The sequence below is a fragment of the Flavobacterium sp. LM4 genome, from assembly GCF_002017935.1.
Taxonomy (GTDB): Bacteria; Bacteroidota; Bacteroidia; order Flavobacteriales; family Flavobacteriaceae; genus Flavobacterium; species Flavobacterium chungangense.
Genome location: NZ_MUFW01000002.1, coordinates 127,349 through 146,868 on the forward strand (window position 1 = coordinate 127,349; position 19,520 = coordinate 146,868).

Below are 19,520 nucleotides of genomic sequence, written 5' to 3' on the forward strand. Positions count from 1 at the left end.
AAAATCGACAGTAAAACATTTAGCAACATCAAATCTGAAATCAAAATCGTTACTCCTCACACGAGCCTAAAAGGCGAACTGGCGAAGCAATCTAAAATCTCTTAACTTAATGACATTGAACGGCCGCCTGACTGTTCTGCTTTGGTGGCTTGAAAAAGCGGTCACGGATATTATATGTCAAGACGCCACAAGATAAATTTTTACAAAAAAGCACTACAGGATGCGGGTTATGATGCCATATGGAATTGGACAAAAGCAATGGAACGGAATGGCTATTCTGGCCCGCCATACTGAAATTGAAGAAATTTTTCAGATCCGAAGTTAGAAAGGTATTTAAGGATATCGTTTCATATCCAAATGAAAAAAATTATACTTTCGGGGATTATTTTAGAAATGCATATCAGAGAAATCCAGTTCTTTGAATTGATCACTTTATGTTAGGTCCCGAAGTTTTGAGGAAACTGGTTTCAGGTTATGTAGTCCGCCAAGTCCGGGGTTTGAAAAAAAACAGTGATCCTGCACCAGTGTGAATCCAAATTGATAAAATGAAGTAATTATTCCATTTTTTCTCTAATATAATAAAGAACTCTCCGTGACTATTATAATTTTTTTAACAAACGTAGTAAATTTTATTTAATCTTCTTTTTAATGATAACCGTTTATCAAAATAAATAAAAGTAATATAAAGATTACTAAAATAATTAATTTGTAAAATGCAGAATAATAAACATAAAAGCATACTTATAAATGATTTAGTCAATGATTTTAGCTAATCATTCTATTAAAAACTTCTTAATCAAAGAATATTCCTATACAAAATTAGAATTAAACTTATTTGATTCATCTCCTGGCATTAATAAAGAGTACATTTGGTATAAATGCTTCAAATGATGAAAACTAAAGAGAATATAAGGGTGTTGCTTACAGATGATGATGAAGATGACAGAGAATTTTTTGGTCAGGCAATAGAAGATCTTCATCTTAATCATCCGGTCGAATTTTGTAAAAATGGTGTAGAACTTCTGGATCGTCTTTATGATAAAAGTATTGATACTCCGGATATCATTTTTTTAGATCTTAACATGCCCCTGCTTTCAGGTGTCGAAACGCTACAAAAAATCAGGGAAGATGACAGGTTTAAAAATATTCCTGTAATTGCTATTTATTCTACTTCTACAGCAATTGACAGTATTAAGGGTGCTTTTGGACTAGGTGCCAACGTGTATATTGTGAAACCTATTTCTTTTACGGATTTAAAAAAAATAATTACAAAAGTGATTGAAACAGACTGGAAAGAAAAATCGACAGAGACTAGCATTGAATCTTTTGTGATTACAATTTAGTCTTGAAAGACTGCTGTTATTTAATGGGATGCATCAATTTATGTTACTTAATATCTAAAAAAATAAAACAATGCATACGGAGAATAACTATTTACCAAAACCTTCCAGACAGGATTTTCCGATCATTGGTATTGGTGCTTCTGCAGGCGGACTGGAAGCCTTTAAGCAGTTTATAGAGGCAATTCCTGATAATTCTGAAATGGCGTATGTTATTGTACAGCATTTGCATCCACAGCATGAAAGCATGCTGACAGAACTTCTTTCGCGGGTAGCCAAAATTCCCATAAATGAAATTACAGATGATATTCATTTGGCTCCCAATAACATTTACGTCATTCCCGAAAACAAAATGCTTACCTCTTTTGACGGTGTTTTAAAGTTAAGCCCACGTCAGAAAGACACAAAAAACCAGGCAATAGATATTTTTTTTAATTCATTGGCAGAAGTGCACCTTGATTTGGCTTATGGCGTATTGCTTTCCGGAAACGGATCAGATGGAACGCTTGGACTTAAAGCTATCAAAAAACACGGTGGTATTACTTTTGCACAGGATATTGACGCCGCAAATAACGAAATGCCACAAAATGCCATCAATGCCGGAGTAGTCGATTATGTATTATCACCTCGCCAAATCGTTGAGAAATTAATTGAACTTTCAAGAGTCAGAAATTTAGTAAGCAAGGAAAATGACCTAAACGATGAGGATGTATTCCAGGAAATTATCAAGATTTTACGCCATCATAGTGGAGTAGATTTTACCTATTATAAACAAAGTACTATACGCAGACGCATTGCCAGGAGAATGGCTTTGGATAAAATTTTAAATTTAAAGGATTATCTAAAGGTGCTTCAGGGCAATAAACTGGCTCCTGAGGATTTGTTCAATGATTTACTGATACCTGTGACTGAATTTTTTAGGGATACTAAAATATTTCAGATTATGAGAGAAAAAGTATTTCCCTTATTGACTACCAGAGTAACTGAAGAAAATTCTATACGCATCTGGATTGCAGGCTGTTCTACCGGTGAAGAAGTTTATACACTGGCCATTGCGCTTCACGAATATTTAGGGGAAAACCTCGAGGGAAAAGAAATTCAGATTTTTGCATCGGATATTTCAGAAGTGGCTATTGCCAAAGCCAGAATTGGATTTTACAGAAAAACTCAAATGCGAAATATATCTGAAACTATTCTGACCAAATATTTTACATCCAATACAAACGGTTATAAAATTAAAAGACAAATTAGGGATTTGTGCATTTTTGCTGTTCATAATTTCCTGACCGATCCTCCTTTTGCAAAAATGGATTTGATTACCTGTAGAAATGTATTTATCTATATGGATTCTTTTTTGCAAAAAAAATCACTTACCACTTTTCATTACGCCTTAAAAGAAAACGGATTTTTACTTTTAGGAAAATCAGAAACGGCTGTTCCTGCTGCAGAGCTTTTTCAGCCATTTGACAAAGTCGGAAAAATTTACACCAGAAAACAGGTTTCAGGCAGATTTGTACATTCTGGTATAGGAAGCAATGATAAATTAAAAAAAATAAAAACTGCCATAGTGAGAAAGGAAACCATCAAGGAAGATTTTATAAAAAGTGCGGAAGCTGTATTACTTTCAAAATATACACCGGCCAGCGTTATTGTAAATGATCAGTTGGATATTGTTCATATTAATGGTTCTATAGCTGAATTTATTGAGCTTTCGACAGGAAAGCCTACTTTTAATTTATTGAAAATGGCGCGTGAAGGACTAGCCTTTGAGCTGAGAAATACTTATCATAAAGCTAAAGAAGCTAATGTTCGAGTAAAAAAAGAACATATTCAGGTAACGAATAAAGGCACAATTAGCGAAATTACAATCGAAATTCTGCCACTGGAAGATACGTCAGAACCTTATTTTTTAGTTTTGTTTTATAAAACCTTGATGGAAAAAGAGAATGTTTCTTCGACTACATTCACTCCCGAAGAAATACGGGACAATATTAATTTACGAAGGATCGTACAACTTGAAAAAGAACTGGCCAAAATACACGACGATGTAAATACCATAAGTGAAGAGCAGGAAGCCTCTAATGAAGAACTGCAGAGTGCCAATGAAGAATTGCTAAGTGGAAGCGAAGAACTGCAAAGCCTGAACGAGGAACTTGAAACCTCAAAAGAAGAATTACAATCCAGCAACGAAGAACTTTTACAAATTAATCAGGAGCTTTTAAACAAACAACAACAAATTAATATTTCAAAAAATTACACCGAGGCTATTGTAGCTACTCTTCGGGAACCTATCGTAGTACTTGATACCTATTTAAGAATAAAAAATATAAACAGGGCATTCTCAAAAAAATATAATATTACCAAAGAAGAAGCCGCTGGCAAGCTAATTTACGAAATACAGAATCATCTTTTTGATAATATTCCAATGAGATCCATGCTGGAAAAAATACTTCCCGAAAAGACACAGTTAGATGATTACCAGATATCGGTTAATCTTTTGCCGTATGGAGAAAGTATTATGCTGCTTAATGCCAGGCAAGTTACCAATGAAACCAGTAAAGAACAATTAATTTTACTGGCTATTGAAGACATTACCGAAAGAAGAGTTATTGAAAAGCGATTAAAAGTACTTTCAGATGGTTTTGAAACCAAAGTTCAGGAACGTACCTCTGAGTTATTAGCATCTAACACAGAACTTGAAAACACAGTCAAAAATCTTTATCATGCTAATATTCAATTACAGGAATATGCTTACGTTGCAAGTCATGATTTGCAGGAGCCGCTGCGTAAAATCCTGATGTTTATAAGCAGATTGCTGGAAATGGACGAAAATTTTTCTAAAGAAGCACTTATTCTATTAGAAAAAATCAGCAAATCGTCAACGAGGATGAATACCCTTATTAAGGATTTACTCGCCTATTCGTATCTCAATAATCCCGACGGTCAATTTGCAGCTACTGACCTAAATGTGATTGTTAAAAATATCCTTGTTGATTTTGAATTAATGATAGAAGAACGTAAAGTGCAGATAAAGCAGGGGAAATTACCGGTTATTAATGCTATTTCGCTGCAAATGAACCAGCTTTTTTACAACCTAATCAGTAATGCTCTTAAGTTTTGCAAAAATGATGGTTCTGTTTCTAAAATAGAAATCAGTTCACGTAAAATTTCTAAAACAAAAATCAAAGAATATCCTGAGCTCAATCAAAGTTTAGAATATTGCGAAATAATAATCAAGGATAATGGTATTGGTTTCAACAAACTATATGAAAATAAAATTTTCACCATCTTTCAAAGACTGCATAATAATGAAGTATACACGGGTACTGGCATAGGTCTCTCGATTGGTAAAAAAATTGTTGAAAATCATAAAGGACTTATTTTTTCAAAAGCAGAAGAAAATGTTGGAGCAGCCTTTCATATTATACTTCCTGTATGATTTACCACCATGATATTAGAATATAAAACTTTTAATGCTGGATTAAGAAATAAAAATCTTGATGTTAATTCGTACTGCTTTCTTTAATTTGATTTTTCTGAAACTCCTTAAGAATTTTAAATTGTTATATTTACCATCTGGTTAACAAAGTCGTTGTACGAATATGCAATTCCTGTTGCATCAAGTCAATAAATTTAAGTAGTCAAGATGGAAAATTATACCGTATCATTAGCATCATTAAACTTGGTTGACAATCCAATACCAAATACTCAAATAAGAAAAGCGGATTTATTACCGGGTTTAGAATCCAGATTAGATTCCATGGAAATGAAAGAAAAACCTATGGATGATTCTAATATTCCATTTAGAGATTTGACCAATACTAGCAGCAAAAAAGAAAGTATTCATGAACTCATTGCTAAACTCAATGTTGAAACCAGTATTAGGTACCAAAAAACAGTTGAAGATACTTATTGTAATGTGTACTCCTACGATTATTGCTATTTCTCTAAAGTGTATCTTCCAACAGTTTGGTGGAAAGCTGAATCTCTGGAAAAGGTTTTGCAGGGAGAAGATGTTGAAGCTGTTTTTGAAGATACTGTCGATCGAATTTATTCCAGCGCCATACACGATTGGTTTTTAGAATGGGGAGCTAGTTTTGGCTGGGAAAGAATGCATACGGTTGATGAAATTCAGAATAAAGTAAATAGTAATGGAGGTATTGGAATAATTTGTGCCAAAAGAAAAGAAAAAGGACTCTCCGGACATATTGTTCCTATTGTTCCTGAAACAGATTTGCATAAAGCATATCGCACGAATGGCATAGTAATTTATCCGCTGCAATCACAAGCAGGAAAATTGAATTATAATTACTTTTCGGAAGTTAGAAAAGACTGGTGGAATGACGAATTATATTCTTCTTATGTGCTATATTACCATGAGTAAATAAAGTATTCATCTTATTGTTTAAATGTTTAAAAAAAATAATTGATATTCAATGTTTTAACTCTTTGGAAATAACATAATAATAATCTACTTTTGCAGTCTGGAAAATACAGGAATAGCAAAATGTAATAATCAGGCTATTCATCATCATAAATCATTGATATAAAAGCAATTAATTGCCAAATAGAATTTTATAACCCCATTATAGAGCTTTATTTTTATCAATCTTTCGATCGATACAAGTGCAAAATTTCTGAGATTAAAATACATTCCTAAAATTTAAAAGTAAAATAAATTTTTTAATGGATGCAAAATGATGCTTTGTCCGTTAAAAGATTTTTCGCCTCTAATTTTGAACAGAGTCAGGTTTGTATGTCCAAATAAAAATAATGACTTTATAAAATTATAATTAACCTTAAAACAATAAAAAGTATAAATGAAAGACAATCAGACAAAAAAATATTATTGGGGAATAGGATTAGAAAACGAAACCTACATGCAATTTGAGGAGTCCCTAATAGTTTCTGGTGAATTTATACAAGAAAAAATTGGTTTTGAGAAATACAGTATCGATTACAGAAAATGCTACAAACCGGAGAGCCTCGCTCCTATTTTGAAAAAAGCCTTTGGATTGAATGAAAATTATAAGGTGAGCCGAATGCTAAATAGTCATTCGCTGGAAAAACTGGATGTCAACTACCAGCACAAAACATTATCTGCTGTAAAACCTTCAGTTAACACGGGAGAAACGGCTGAATCAAACACACAGTCACTTGAAAATCCGGAATATCTTGGGAAATCCATTATGGAACTTTTTCTCGAAAATCAACCGTACAATATTCAAAGTATGATTACCCAAAGAAATAAAACAATGGGTTCTGTACATTTCGATGGAGATTCTATCGAATTTGTAACCAAATACTTTGAAAACAGAACTATTGATGATTCCTGTAAAGAATTAAAAGCAACTAAGAAGTTATTCCTTGATAAAATAAATGAATCGTCTGTATTGAATGGGAAATTAAATTTTCCGGATTATAACAATGGTCTTAATATGTTCATGACCAATCAGGAAAATCTGGTTTTGTTTAATAACGGAACGTACCATTTTCATATTACTTTACCCTCATTAACAGAAGACAGCAGAATTGTTGACTACAATGAATTTGACAAAACACACGCCAATGCCATTTATTTATTGCAATGGTTTGAGCCTTTTTTTATAGCAACCCTTGGGAGTCCTGATATTATGGGTGTGATAAGTGATAAATATAGTCTGGATAAAAACTTTACTTTAGGATCTATGAGAAATGCCATGTCACGTTACATAGGCGTTGGAACTTATAACAAGGCAATGCCAAAAGGTAAAATTCTAACTTATAATGTAGATAAGTTTAGAGAACTGCTGAAATTTGAAAAAGAAGAAAACATTTGGTGGCGAGATCAAATTGAAGCCGATATGGAGTATGAAATGCTTTCGGAGGTGGGTCTTGATTTTAATCAGGAAAAAATGTACCAAAGCGGTTTTGAATTCAGAAGTTTTGATGAGTTTCCGGCAGAATACCTAAATGATGTTCTTTTTTCTATTATTCTAATTTGCGAGCATTCTTTAAATCTGCCCGACGTTCAATGGGGACATGACAGTGCTGCCTGGAACAATTTAGTTTATAAAACTTTAAAAATGGGCTACTTAGCTGAAATTAATAGAGCTGAAAAGAACGAGGTTTTAGATTTATTGCAATTATTGAATCCATCAGATCCGAATTATATGTCACTAAAATCTGAATTTGAAGCCATTGTCATGCTGGATGCATTTTTCTTTAAAATTCTGGCTGTTTTACATGAGAAATACAAAGACAACAATATTTGTCTGGATTCTATGTACGGGCAAAAAACAAGTTCTCCTCCAAAATGGGATAACTTTAATAAGTATCAAACAGAAAGACATTTGCAACAAATAGGTTCTTTCTCTGACAATTAAAATTTCCTGTTTAATCCTTTTATGTAATTGACGTAAAAAAACTATAAAATTGATTGAATATCTGTATGCTTTGAGAAATCAATGGTATCTTAAGCGAAGTCGAAATTTACATGGAAGAGACTTTGACTTCGCTCAACCTGAGAACTTTTGAATCATACCTTATTATAGAATTCCCAGCTGATTATTATGACTATTTCTTTTTGAACTGCTCCTGATGATCAAATCAGATTCGATTATTTTAGTTATGATTTCATCACTTTCCTTATTTTTTAAAATATGGTCAAAGTAAACCATTGCGGCCTGATATCCAACCTTTTCACTATTTTGATCTACGGTAGATATGGAAGGTGTTATGATTTCTGTGAAAGGTTCATTAGCGTACCCAAAAACTCCAATATCCTGTGGGATGCTAAGTCCGGATTGCGTTATAGCCAGCATAATTCCCAAAGCCTGTAAATCTGATATTGCCAAAAATCCGTCCGGTGGTTCAGGCAAAGCAAGGAGTTTTAAAGCAGTTTGAAATGCATTCTCTTTACTTATATTATCGTCTACAATAAAATGATCCGGAACATGCATTCCGGCTTCGTTAATTGCTTGGATAAAACCTTCTTTTCGATCAACGAACAAATCCATGTGCAAAGGGCCTCCAATAAAAGCAAGGCGCTGATATCCTTCATCAATCATGCTTTTTGCAGCTTTATAAGTTGCATGCTTATTATCATTTATAACTTTGTGACCCAGAAAATTTTCATCGCAGCGGTCAAATTGAATCAGGTTGATTTTATGCTCTAAAACCTGTTCTAAAACTTTGGCAGACTGTGTTTCTTTTGACAGGGAAATTAAAATACAATCAACATTCTGATGAATCAGTGTTTCGATTGCTGTTTTTTCAAGATCAGATTTTTCATGTGACTGACAAATAATCAAATTGTGTTTGTTTTCTGTACATGCTTTTTCAATACCTGAAATGGCATCTGAAAAAAAACTTTGATTAATTTGAGGAACGATTACACCAAGTGTTCTGGATGAGCCACGTCTTAGATTTGCAGCCTGTGTATTGTGTCTGAAATTAAGTTCGGTCGCTTTTTTTAAAACTTCTTTCCGTACCTCTTCCCTTACTCCCGGTTTATTATTCAGGGCTTTGGAAACATAGGATACAGAAAGTCCAAGTTCTTTTGCCAGGTCGTAAATGGTCATTCTCTTTGTGCTCATGCTGCAAATATATCTTAAATGTACCTAATAGCGAAATTATAGTAATATGATAATCAATTTCATAAAATTCTTTTTCTATTCTAATTAAAACGTACTTTTTTTGTATGTTTTTTATTATTTATATTTTGATAAGTCTAGAATGATTCCATTTTTTAACTGTTAAATGAAATTTTAATATTCAATCATTTTAGACTTACAATCAAAGGATTTTTTATTTCCTGATGAAAAGTGGAGAGATATTCAAACCATTTTTTTGCATCTGTAATTTTTCCTGCCTTGTCCCAGGCAGCACCAGTATAATAAACAATGGGCTCATTATTTTTAACGGTTGTTTTCGCCAGTAACTGTATTTTATCTATCCACATATTTGTAACAGGCGTAGTTAGTATTGATCCAACACCCGTCGTACCATCTTTTGCAGAAGTGGGTTCCCAATAGCCCATAATTCCTTGTTGTTCATTCAGTGAAATATTTCCGGCTTCTGGTCTTTTAATGATTCCTACCAGAACCGGTAAAGGTTTGTTTCCGTCAAAAGTATAAACGTTTTCGATTTTGCTGAGCTGAGAACCTGCATCCAGTGAGATTGTTTTTACAGCAGTGACTTTTATCCCTCCAGCATTCCATTCATCATAAATTAATTGGAAAGTAGAACGCAATGGCCCGTTGTCTAAAACTTTCCAACGATGATAATTAGCCGAATAACGAATCGTATCTTTCACATAAGGTGCCATATTTCCTGCACCTAATGAATATCCAACATGATAATAATCCATTCCGTCTCCATGATCGGTATGATAATCCGATAATTTATAGCGTTCATTAATAATCATTCTATTGGTGCGTTTTACCCAGACGTCAAAACCATACGCATCTTCTTTTGATCCCTCGATGGCTTTTCCATAAGTACGAAAAGCAATCTGATCGTTTTCCCATGCAAAATCATCCTTACGTTCGGGAACATATCTCGCGTATGTTTTTACGGTAAATTTTTCAGGTTTTCCCTCCTGAATTGAAAGAGCCAGTTTTGATTTTGCTTTTACATCAACCTGAATCAGTAAATTTTGAATAACAGAAGAATTTCGATGTTCTAACTGAAAAGCAGCCTGTTTCTTGGTTTTGGTATTCATTACAACAAAATTTGAAGTGTCAATTTTAGGATAACGATCTAAAATGGCTTTCCAGTCTATTGAAACAACAGTTTCTATTCGATCTAAATCCGAATTGTTTTCGATCATTATGGCTGCTTTTGTCTGAGCCGAGAAAATTTCAGGCATGATAAAAACCAGGCAAAGGAAAAGTTTGAAAAATTTCATGAATATTCTTTTAAATTATTTGATTTCCAATATTATAAATTTCAGCAATTAATCATTTTTATTCTGCATAAAATCAGGAAAACCGCTTTTTGTCCATTCTACAGCTCTTGCACGTGTTGCACGATTTTTATCGGATAATTCGTGTCCCTGAATTTCTTTGTAATCTCTGGCATGATAAATCATGATGGTAGATTTTCCGTCTTCGCTGACAGTAAATGAATTGTGGCCGGGACCGTATCTTTTTAGTTCTTCATTCGTATAAAAAACCGGGCCGGGAGATTTTTGCCAATTAGAAGCATCCAGTAAATTTACATTTTCATCAATCCATAGCAAGCCCATGCAATAATTATGATTTGTGGCACTGGCTGAATACGTTACAAATATTTTTCCGTTCTTTTTAATTACAGCGGGGCCTTCATTTACGTTGTATTTTTCTCTTTCCCAGCTAAATTCAGGTTCCGTTAAAATAATTTCCGGGCCGGTAAGCGTTGTTGGATTCTTCATTTCAGACATAACCAAAGCTGTTCCGTGATTTCCTCCTCTTACATTTTGAGCCCAGATCAGATATCTTTTTCCTTTATGCACAAAAGTTGTCGCATCAAGCGAAAATGACTCTTTTTGCGTTTTTAGCTGTCCTTCTTCTGTCCATTTGCCTTCCATTGGATTTGCAGAAGGATTAGACAATACCCAGATTCTTATGTTCCAAATATTTTCAGATTCGCCTGCGGCAAAGTAGATGTACCATTTTCCATCAATTCGGTGTAATTCAGGAGCCCAGATATGGCTGCCCATAACGCCTTTTTCATGTTTGTGCCAGACTTCTTTGTCTTTTGCTTCTTTTAAACCGTTTATACTATTTGCTTTTCGGATTACAATTCGATCGTATTCCGGCACGGTTGCAATTAAATAATATTCACTGGCATCCGTTTTATACACCCACGGATCTGCGCGCTGTTCTGCAATTGGATTATTAAATGTAATGGATTGTGAATTGCCCTGAAATGGATTGATTACAGCCATTATTACCAAAGCGAAAATTCTAATTAATTTCATGCTTATTTGATTTGTTTTTGAGTTATATAATGTGTTCGTTTAAAGTCTGATATTGTTTTAGTTAAAGTTGATTACTTTCTTAATCTCTTTATTAAATTCTACAGTTACAGATCCATCTGTTTGTTGTAAAATTTTTACTGGAACGAGCTCATCTTTCTTCCACTTTTCGCCTGATTTCTTCCAAAGCATCAGCGTTGCAGAAATGCCTTTTTTGTTTGCTTTGGAATCGCTGGAAACATTTATTACCGAACTTTCATTGCTTTCCGGATGCAATCCTTTTGCTTTTATGACTTCAGTTTTATCCCAACCCAAAAGCGGAATCATAGCCAACTGGTATTTTCCGTTGTCGATAATCGTAACTTCATGTCCTGCTATATTTTTTTTAGTCGAAATTATTTCTTTATCTAATTTCGGCAAAGCATAATGTCCCAAACGCATTGATACAGGTTTGTTACTGTCATTTCTATCTACTCTTAAAATTCCGTTAGGTAAAGGAATCTCGGCCAAACTGAATTTTATATTTTCATCGGTTTCTAAAACTACATTTCGGTAATAAATATCATTTTCAAATTTTTTGAAAGTAAATAATCTAAAGGCTTCCCATTTATCATCTTTATTTTTAATGACATAATTCATTGCCACTTCACCATTTTGACCATCTGCCTGCCACGGAAAAGCACTGTTGTAAGAAAGTCTGTTGTAGTTTTCTGTAGATCTGAATTTCTGCCAGTCGTCTTTTACCTTTTCATGACACCAGGCTCTTACTTCTGACGCGCCAATATTAGGATAATCTGTTATCAGGATTTGCGAATCTCCCTGATATTTATTGTAAACTTCATCTTTTTTGAATGTAGTATCCCAATCGCCATTGTTTTCTTTGGCTGTCCAAAAAGGATTATTATCGGGAACCAGCAAACCCAGAAAAATTTTTCCCATCCAGTACACACTACCGCGGCAGCTGTAATTTTGAACGGCTGGTTCGAATGCACCATAAAAACCAAGCGTAGGCACATTGTCTTTCATAAAATCAGGATGTGTCAAAAATTGTTTGATTACACCGGATGAAATTCTGCGCATCCATCCGTAATTGGTATTCGAATCATTTTGAAATCCCATCAGTGGAAAAGGTACTACAGCTCCGGTTCTGTAACTGATGCTCCTTCCCCACATAATCATTTCGCCGTCTTTGCTAAACAAATAAGGATAGTTGTGTTTTAAATCACTAAAATTTGACATAAACTTAGCAGCAATTTCAGGATAGTATTTTTTTCCAAAAAACTCCGACCAGATATTTCCATACATCTGAAAAGCCCACATGCTGTAATAATCAAATGCCGGACTGTCATTGTACCACCCATTACCCCGATAATGTTTTAGTGATTTTTCTAAATATTCAACCAATAATTTTTCATTAACAGTATAGCCTTGTTCCTTAAAAAAACTCAGTACAAAAATGTTGAAGAATTTCCAGTTAGAATCTACTGTTGGACCGTCGCCGTAACTCATCATAATTTTGGCCAGATCGTCTTTTTGATTTTGCGGAAGCGGTTTCCATAACACTTCAGGGTTGGTCAGAAGAGAAAGTGCCAAAGCGCCAAATTCAACCAGCTTTTGACTTGGTCCGCCATTTTTAGCACGCGGTTCAATGTAAGTCGGACTGTTTGGATCAGCTAATTTGGCTATCTGATAGCGATAATAATCGGCAACTTTTATATTATTGATTACTAAATTGGGATTTTCTTTCAATAAAGGTGAAGCAATAAACAAGGTTCTGCAAAGGCCTTCGAGTTTTTCTGTCGGAACCTGATTGGGGTTTGACGGATAGCTTTTTCCTTCCTGCTTCGGAAATTGCATTGGATCGTTCAGTTTATGAATATAGCTGAAAGCTGCTTCCAGCAAATAAAAAGCTGCATCTTTCCAGTGTTGTTTTGTCATTCCGGTTTGCGGACTAACATTAAAATCGGGGTTTTTAATCTGAAATACAGCACCCGTATTTTCTTTTTGCTGTGCAAATAAAGAAATACTAAAAATAATCGCTAAAAACAATATTTTAAATTTATTCATCTTTTAAGGATTTTGCAATCTTGCTCGTTTAATTCCTAGTCACTGTTTCGAAACTATATTCTCCTGATTCTATCTCAAAGACAGCTTTATTATTTTTTACATTCAAAAATTTGATTCCGCTCTTTTTACCATTTATTGTTACGTCGCTTTCTTTTAATGCGGGTAAATAAAGTGTCGCAGTTGTATTTGCAGGCACAACAAAGCGGAACTCATATTTACCGTTTTTCGTTTCCCAGCTGCTTTCAATACGTCCGTACATCGAATCGTAATAGCCATTTGCAAAAGTCATTTGTCTGGTAGTATCGGGTTCCGGCTGTAAAATAAAATGTTTAAATCCCGGTGCATTATCGTCTCGTACAATTCCTAACGAATAATTATACATCCACGCTCCTACGGCTCCTAAGGCGTAATGATTAAAAGAATTCATTCGGTTATTCCCTCCAAATCCGTCTTTATGCGTATACGAATTTAATCGTTCCCAAATCGTAGTTGCTCCTTGGGTGACAGGATACAACCACGAAGGATAAGATTTGTTTTGTAATAATTGATAGGCCATATTCGAATATCCATTATCTGAAAGTGCTTTATTGACCCATGCAGTGCCAATAAATCCGGTCATTAAGGAATAAGGCGGACAAACAACACCCTGATCTGTTTTGTTTTCTCTTTGTATAGAAGCTGTAAACTGCTTGATAGCCAAATCTGAATTCTCTTTATCCAAAACATTAAAGGCAAAAGGCAGCACATACGAAGTTTGAGTATCTATAACTTTACCCCTAAATGAAGTTTTTCCCGTAGCTTTATCAATATAAGTTTTATTGAAAAAATCTTTTCTCTGCTTGTAATATTCTGAAAAATGTTCCTGATCTTTATTTTTATCTAATTGAGCCGCCACTTTAGACATGATTTCCAAATCATAAATAAAATAAGCTTCCCAAAATAGTGTTTTTTCATTTTTAGAATCTTCTAAACTTAACCAGTCTCCTAATGAACCCCAGGTATCTCTTTCGTTTTCTTTTAAAACACCTGTTTTAGGATCAATATCATCAATCAGATAATTGGCGTAGTTTTTCATAGCCTCATAATGCTCTTCTAATAAACTGAGGTCACCGTATTGCAGGTAGTTTTCCCAGACAACAGTAATTCCGGCACTTCCCCATAAGGTTTCACCAAATCCTACACCTATTGGAGCTACATCCGGAAAGCGTCCATTTTCGCTCTGAATATCTCTCATGGCTAACATATGTCTTTTTAGAAATTGTTTCACATCTGCTAAGTGAACTGCGGTTCTGGAAAAAACGGAAATATCACCACTCCACCCCAAACGTTCGTTACGCTGAGGACAATCAGTAGGTATTGATAGAAAATTCCCTCTCATTGACCAGGTAATATTTTCCCACAACTTATTTACCAAAGGATTTGAGGTTTGATAATGCGAAGACAATTCATGTATCGAACTCAATACTGTTCCTTTGACATCGGTTAACGGTAACGGTTTTTCTATTCCTGTTATTTCTATGTAACGATATCCGTGAAATGTAAATCGAGGCGTTATAACTTCGTTACCTCCTTTGGCTGTATAAATATCCTGTGACATAGCCGCCCTTACATTTTCAAGCATCAGTAAATCTTCGTTACCTTGATATTCTGGTAAATCCGGATATAAAACTTCGGCATAACGTAAAGTGATTTTCTTTCCTTTTTCTGTATTGTTCAGGAGAACTTTGGGAACACCTACCATATTTTGTCCCATATCGTAAACAAATACACCCGGACGAACTTCCTTAACCGATTGAGCTGTTAATTCATTTATTGGTTTAACCGTAGTTCCAAATTGCCCCACCAATTGAGCATCAGCAAAATTATTAAAGTTAGGTAAATTGGCCGTTCCTTCCAGACTTACAAAGCCATCAGTTCCTATGGCTGACGCCTGATGCCAAAGAGAAGCGTCATATTTTGCTGTACTCCAGCCTTCAATTGCTTTTTCTTTTTGTGCATCATAAACTTCGCCCTGAAAAAAGCTGCTGTATTTTACTGGTCCGTCATTAAAATATGTCCATGTTTCAGGATTACTTGTGAAAATTTTTTCGCTTCCATCGGCATATGTAACTACCAATTTTGCCAACATCGATTGACGATCACCAAAAAAATTCCAGTTTTCGCCAACATAGGTACTGCCTCCACTCCACCAGCCTTCTCCAAGAATGGCTCCCAATACATTATTTCCTTCCTGAATATTGGACGTAACGTCATACGTTTGGTACAAATGAGTTTTATTGTACTGTGTGAGTCCGGGATTAAAATAATCGTCTCCAATTTTTCCCCCATTTAAATACACATCATAAATACCTCTTGCTGTAACATACAATCGTGCTTTGCTTATTTTAGGAGAATCTATTTTAAACAGGGTACGCAACATAGGCATGGAATTCTGACTTGGATCAGCTAAAACTAGAGTTTCTTTATTTCCTCCTGTTACAGCATAGCTATTATTTTCAACCGTTACTTCTTTAAATGACGAAAAGATACCAGAAGCAGCACTAACATTCGAAGGGCTTCGGTAATTTTTTATTTCAAGTTTTGAGAACTGAGCTTTTTCTCCCTTAGGTACTAAAAAACCAATATCGCCTACTACAGGAAAAGCTATAAAATCGCCTCCTGCTCCTAATGGATTGAGATTAACATCGGCTATCTGATTTTCTTTTGAATTTCCATCGATATAAATTTTAGTAACTCCTAAACAGCTTTTTACAATTATAGTATGGGGATTGTATTTGTTTTTTTTATTCATTAGCGTATTCGGAATAGAAAAACTTTTAAAAGGGATTTCTTTTTTATCATTTCTATGATAGCCAACCCGATAAATATGCAGCTGAGCCTGTGCATCGGAATCCAAAGGTTTTGTATTTAACTCGATCTGAATGTAGCTTTCGCCTTTCTTATTTTCCAGTTTAAATAGATTTTTATTTTTATCCATTAAACGCTGATCATTCGCACCATAAACTAACGATGCTTTTGTTGATTTTGATTTTTCATCCAGCTGAATTGTACTATTGATACAAAAAACAGGAAGATATTGGGAATACAAAACCATATCATCAGAACTGCCGCCAATCCATTTTGCTCCTGACCAGGCAGTTGTCTCCTTATCTGAATCCGTATTTGTAACCATTTTGTGGTTCATCAAACCGGTTTCAAACCACGAATTTACGGAGTACTTTTTTCCTTTTTGATCCCAAACAGTTACTGTCCAGTTATATAAAGTTGTAGGCTTCAATTCTACCCCCTTGTATTTTATATTAATGGATGTTCCACTTTTAATTTTACCGGTATTCCAAACCTCAATACCCTTATTATTTTTTACAATAATTTGACAGGCAGTTTGATAATAGCTTCTGTTTTTATCAACGGGTTTCATTTGCCAGCTAAAGACTGGCTGAGATACATCAAGACCAATGGGAGTTACCGCATTTTCTACCTTAAGATTGCTAATTTGAAGTAATTTATTTTCTTTTTGCTGAGAGCATAAAGGCAAACTAAAAATAGTTACAAAAAGAAATAGTGTTTTTATTTGATTCATCTTTTACCTGCTGCTTGTATTTTAATTACACTTTTCTTTAATCCCGGAGCAGTAACTTCAAGATTAATTATACCTGATTCACCATTGTTTTTGATAATTACCAAAGCACGGCCATTCCATGCTTTACGCATGTTACCGAAATACAAATCAGTATCTTTTAAATTGGCATTATCAACTCCCGCAATAGCTCCGGCACCTGTAACAGTAAATGTAAGCCGGTTTTCTGCGTTTGGATTTAAAATACCTTTTTCATCTGTGATTTCGACACTTACATACACTAAATCCTGACCATCAGCTTTTATGTTTTTTCGGTCAGCTATCAGTGTAATTGTAGTTGGCTGAGTGGCTGTTTTCAATGTAACAGACTCAGCTTCTTTACCGTTTTCTAAACCCACAGCCTTTAGTTCTCCTTTTTGATACGGAATCGTAAAAGTTGCTTTGAATTCCTGTGCTTTGCCTGTTTCCTTTTCGCCAAGACTTTTTCCATTCAGGTACAATCTTACTTTCGGGTATTTTGAATAGACTTCAATCTCAATATTCTTTCCTTCGTGATTAGGCCAGGTCCAGCTTTCCCATGTTGGCCAGACTGCCCATGAAGTCAATTTTATAGCTCCATTTTCCGGATTTGGCTCTCGAACAGCCATGTATATTTTTTCATTATCATTGTACAGCATGCTTCTGTAATGCGAGATTGGTTTTCGCCAGCCTATTAAATCAATATCTCCGCAATAAGCACCATGCCACGGATGTAAATTTCCGGTCCAGTGCTCACCTTCCGGTTCTCCCGGATACACATATCGGCCAATACCCGATTCTCCAATATAATCCATTGCTGTCCATACAAAATCACCCAGGATATAATTGTGTTTCTGAACCAAATCCCAGTTTACAAAAGCATCTTTAGGATACGATTCGGTTTGTACAATAATACGCGAAGGCACTCTTTTATGATCTTCTTCGGCATGATGCAACTGATAATTGTATCCTGCCACATCGTGAGCGGCCATCAAAGGATCAAAAATATCCCAACCCTGATTCCAGGTAGTCATGGCTGATGTTACCGGACGTGTGTAATCTAGATTTTTGACAGCATTTGCCAGCATTTTTGCAGTTTCAACAGCTTCCGGTTTGGTTCTTTCAATAATTTCATTGCCTGTACTCCACATGATTATTGAAGGATGATTGCGGTCTCTCAATACCATTGATTCCACATCATGTTTCCACCATTTATCAAAAAGACCGGCATAATCATAGGTATTTTTCTTCTCTTTCCATCCGTCAAAAATTTCGTCGATTACAAGCATTCCTATTCGGTCGCAAGCGTTTAAGAAAGCCTCCGAAGGCGGATTGTGCGAAGTTCTGACGGCATTAAATCCGGCGGCTTTGAGTAATTCTACTTTTCTTTCTTCCGCACGGTCATAGGCAGCTGCTCCGAGTGCGCCATTGTCATGATGTACGCAGCCTCCGTTTAGCTTTATTTTTTTCCCGTTTAATGAAAATCCGTTTTCAGCACTAAAAGCAATAGTTCTCATTCCGAAATTGGTGGTAACAACATCAAGAGTTTTTGATTCTTTTTTGATTACTGTTTTAATCTGATATAGATTTGGTACGTCAACTGACCATAATTTTGGATTTTCTACTTTTACGATCTGAGTCACTTCTTTTTCCTCGTTTGGCTGTAGTTCTATTTTGTTTTCAGTATTTGCAATAGCTTTTCCTTTTCCATCTGCCACACTATTCGAAAGCAGCACGCTAAGTGAACTGGCAGTTTCATTCTTTAAAATCGTTTTAACTTGAGCTGTAGCCTTGTTATTTTTGACTTCTAAGGTAGAAATCGCAACACCCCAGTTTTTCACATGAACCGGGTTTCGTATCATCAGCCACACATTGCGATAAATCCCAGAACCACTGTACCATCTGCAGTTTTTTTGTTGGGAATTATCAACCTTTACCGCAATTGTGTTTTTTTGTCCAAACTTTAAATAAGGCGAAAGGTCATATTCAAAAGAAGTGTAACCGTAGGGTTGAAAACCAACTGATTTTCCATTTATAATTACCTCTGCATTCATATAAACTCCTTCAAAATAAATAGCAATCTTTTTTTCTTTCCATTCAGCAGGAACTGGAAATGTTTTTCTGTACCATGCTTTTCCCATTAGATAAAAACCGCCGTCACCTTCGCTTGGATTGTTTTTTTCTGATTTTCCTTCAATACTCCAATCGTGCGGGAGGCTTAATTTTCTCCAGCTGCTGTCATTAAAATTTGTCTGACTGCTTTCAGAAGCATCTCCCAGCGCAAATTTCCAATCTGAATTAAATAATTGTTTGCGCTGTATCGTATTATTTTGCGCTGTAATTTCTGTCATACAGCTTATTAGAAGTAAATAAACTAAAATTATTGCCTTTCTTACTCTTTTAGTTTTATTCATTATGATTTGGTTTTGATTAGATACGCTAGCTCCAACCATAAACACTTGTATTTATGGTTGGGAAAGCAAGTTATTAAATAAAAAGTGTAAAAACAACACTTTAAAATCATTACCCTTTGCAGTTGCAAAAATATTTTGTCGTTTCATAAATTCTATTTTAGTCA

At 34.9% G+C, this 19,520-nt stretch carries 10 protein-coding genes; 4 read left to right on the plus strand and 6 right to left on the minus strand.

Annotated features, from left to right (window positions below; translation table 11 throughout):
* The first annotated feature begins 887 nt into the window (after positions 1-887).
* The 4 genes from BXU10_RS14675 (at position 888) to BXU10_RS14690 (ending at position 7,705) form a co-directional block, all read left to right on the plus strand.
* On the plus strand, positions 888-1,343 hold the full coding sequence (locus BXU10_RS14675; RefSeq protein ID WP_189328098.1) for a response regulator: 456 nt from the start codon (positions 888-890) through the stop codon (positions 1,341-1,343).
* 70 nt (positions 1,344-1,413) lie between these two features.
* On the plus strand, positions 1,414-4,779 hold the full coding sequence (locus BXU10_RS14680) for a CheR family methyltransferase (protein WP_078228085.1): 3,366 nt from the start codon (positions 1,414-1,416) through the stop codon (positions 4,777-4,779).
* Positions 4,780-4,986: 207 nt separating this feature from the next.
* A complete protein-coding gene (locus BXU10_RS14685; protein WP_078228086.1) occupies positions 4,987-5,724 on the plus strand; it encodes a hypothetical protein in 738 nt (245 codons plus the stop codon).
* Positions 5,725-6,160: 436 nt separating this feature from the next.
* Positions 6,161-7,705: a hypothetical protein gene (locus BXU10_RS14690; protein ID WP_078228087.1), complete on the plus strand. Its 1,545-nt coding sequence runs from the start codon at positions 6,161-6,163 to the stop codon at positions 7,703-7,705.
* A gap of 162 nt (positions 7,706-7,867) precedes the next feature.
* Here the strand turns inward: BXU10_RS14690 and BXU10_RS14695 are convergent, their stop codons facing one another.
* The 6 genes from BXU10_RS14695 to BXU10_RS14720 all read right to left on the minus strand — a co-directional run bounded on the left by BXU10_RS14695 (position 7,868) and on the right by BXU10_RS14720 (position 19,356).
* The gene (locus BXU10_RS14695; protein WP_078228088.1) at positions 7,868-8,917 is read right to left on the minus strand and encodes a LacI family DNA-binding transcriptional regulator; all 1,050 of its coding nucleotides are present in this window, start codon (positions 8,915-8,917) and stop codon (positions 7,868-7,870) included.
* Positions 8,918-9,099: 182 nt separating this feature from the next.
* The gene (locus BXU10_RS14700; RefSeq protein WP_078228089.1) at positions 9,100-10,230 is read right to left on the minus strand and encodes a DUF4861 family protein; all 1,131 of its coding nucleotides are present in this window, start codon (positions 10,228-10,230) and stop codon (positions 9,100-9,102) included.
* Between the two features lie 48 nt (positions 10,231-10,278).
* Complete coding sequence (locus BXU10_RS14705) at positions 10,279-11,283, minus strand: family 43 glycosylhydrolase (protein WP_078228090.1); 1,005 nt, start codon at positions 11,281-11,283, stop codon at positions 10,279-10,281.
* A 57-nt stretch (positions 11,284-11,340) separates the two neighbouring features.
* Positions 11,341-13,347, minus strand: a complete 2,007-nt coding sequence (locus tag BXU10_RS14710) for a DUF2264 domain-containing protein (protein ID WP_078228091.1) — start codon at positions 13,345-13,347, stop codon at positions 11,341-11,343.
* 28 nt (positions 13,348-13,375) lie between these two features.
* Complete coding sequence (locus BXU10_RS14715; RefSeq protein ID WP_078228092.1) at positions 13,376-16,927, minus strand: family 78 glycoside hydrolase catalytic domain; 3,552 nt, start codon at positions 16,925-16,927, stop codon at positions 13,376-13,378.
* Positions 16,924-19,356, minus strand: coding sequence for a sugar-binding domain-containing protein (locus BXU10_RS14720; RefSeq protein ID WP_078228841.1), 2,433 nt, complete (start codon positions 19,354-19,356; stop codon positions 16,924-16,926). Before BXU10_RS14720 ends, BXU10_RS14715 begins: the two co-directional genes overlap by 4 nt.
* Positions 19,357-19,520: the final 164 nt, after the last annotated feature.

What these genes read in the sequence shown, in the direction of transcription:
- BXU10_RS14675 (WP_189328098.1), top strand. Translation starts at nt 888, where the DNA reads ATGATGAAAACTAAAGAGAATATAAGGGTGTTGCTTACAGATGATGAT.
- BXU10_RS14680 (WP_078228085.1), top strand. Translation starts at nt 1,414, where the DNA reads ATGCATACGGAGAATAACTATTTACCAAAACCTTCCAGACAGGATTTT.
- BXU10_RS14685 (WP_078228086.1), top strand. Translation starts at nt 4,987, where the DNA reads ATGGAAAATTATACCGTATCATTAGCATCATTAAACTTGGTTGACAAT.
- BXU10_RS14690 (WP_078228087.1), top strand. Translation starts at nt 6,161, where the DNA reads ATGAAAGACAATCAGACAAAAAAATATTATTGGGGAATAGGATTAGAA.
- BXU10_RS14695 (WP_078228088.1), bottom strand. Translation starts at nt 8,917, where the DNA reads ATGAGCACAAAGAGAATGACCATTTACGACCTGGCAAAAGAACTTGGA.
- BXU10_RS14700 (WP_078228089.1), bottom strand. Translation starts at nt 10,230, where the DNA reads ATGAAATTTTTCAAACTTTTCCTTTGCCTGGTTTTTATCATGCCTGAA.
- BXU10_RS14705 (WP_078228090.1), bottom strand. Translation starts at nt 11,283, where the DNA reads ATGAAATTAATTAGAATTTTCGCTTTGGTAATAATGGCTGTAATCAAT.
- BXU10_RS14710 (WP_078228091.1), bottom strand. Translation starts at nt 13,347, where the DNA reads ATGAATAAATTTAAAATATTGTTTTTAGCGATTATTTTTAGTATTTCT.
- BXU10_RS14715 (WP_078228092.1), bottom strand. Translation starts at nt 16,927, where the DNA reads ATGAATCAAATAAAAACACTATTTCTTTTTGTAACTATTTTTAGTTTG.
- BXU10_RS14720 (WP_078228841.1), bottom strand. Translation starts at nt 19,356, where the DNA reads ATGAATAAAACTAAAAGAGTAAGAAAGGCAATAATTTTAGTTTATTTA.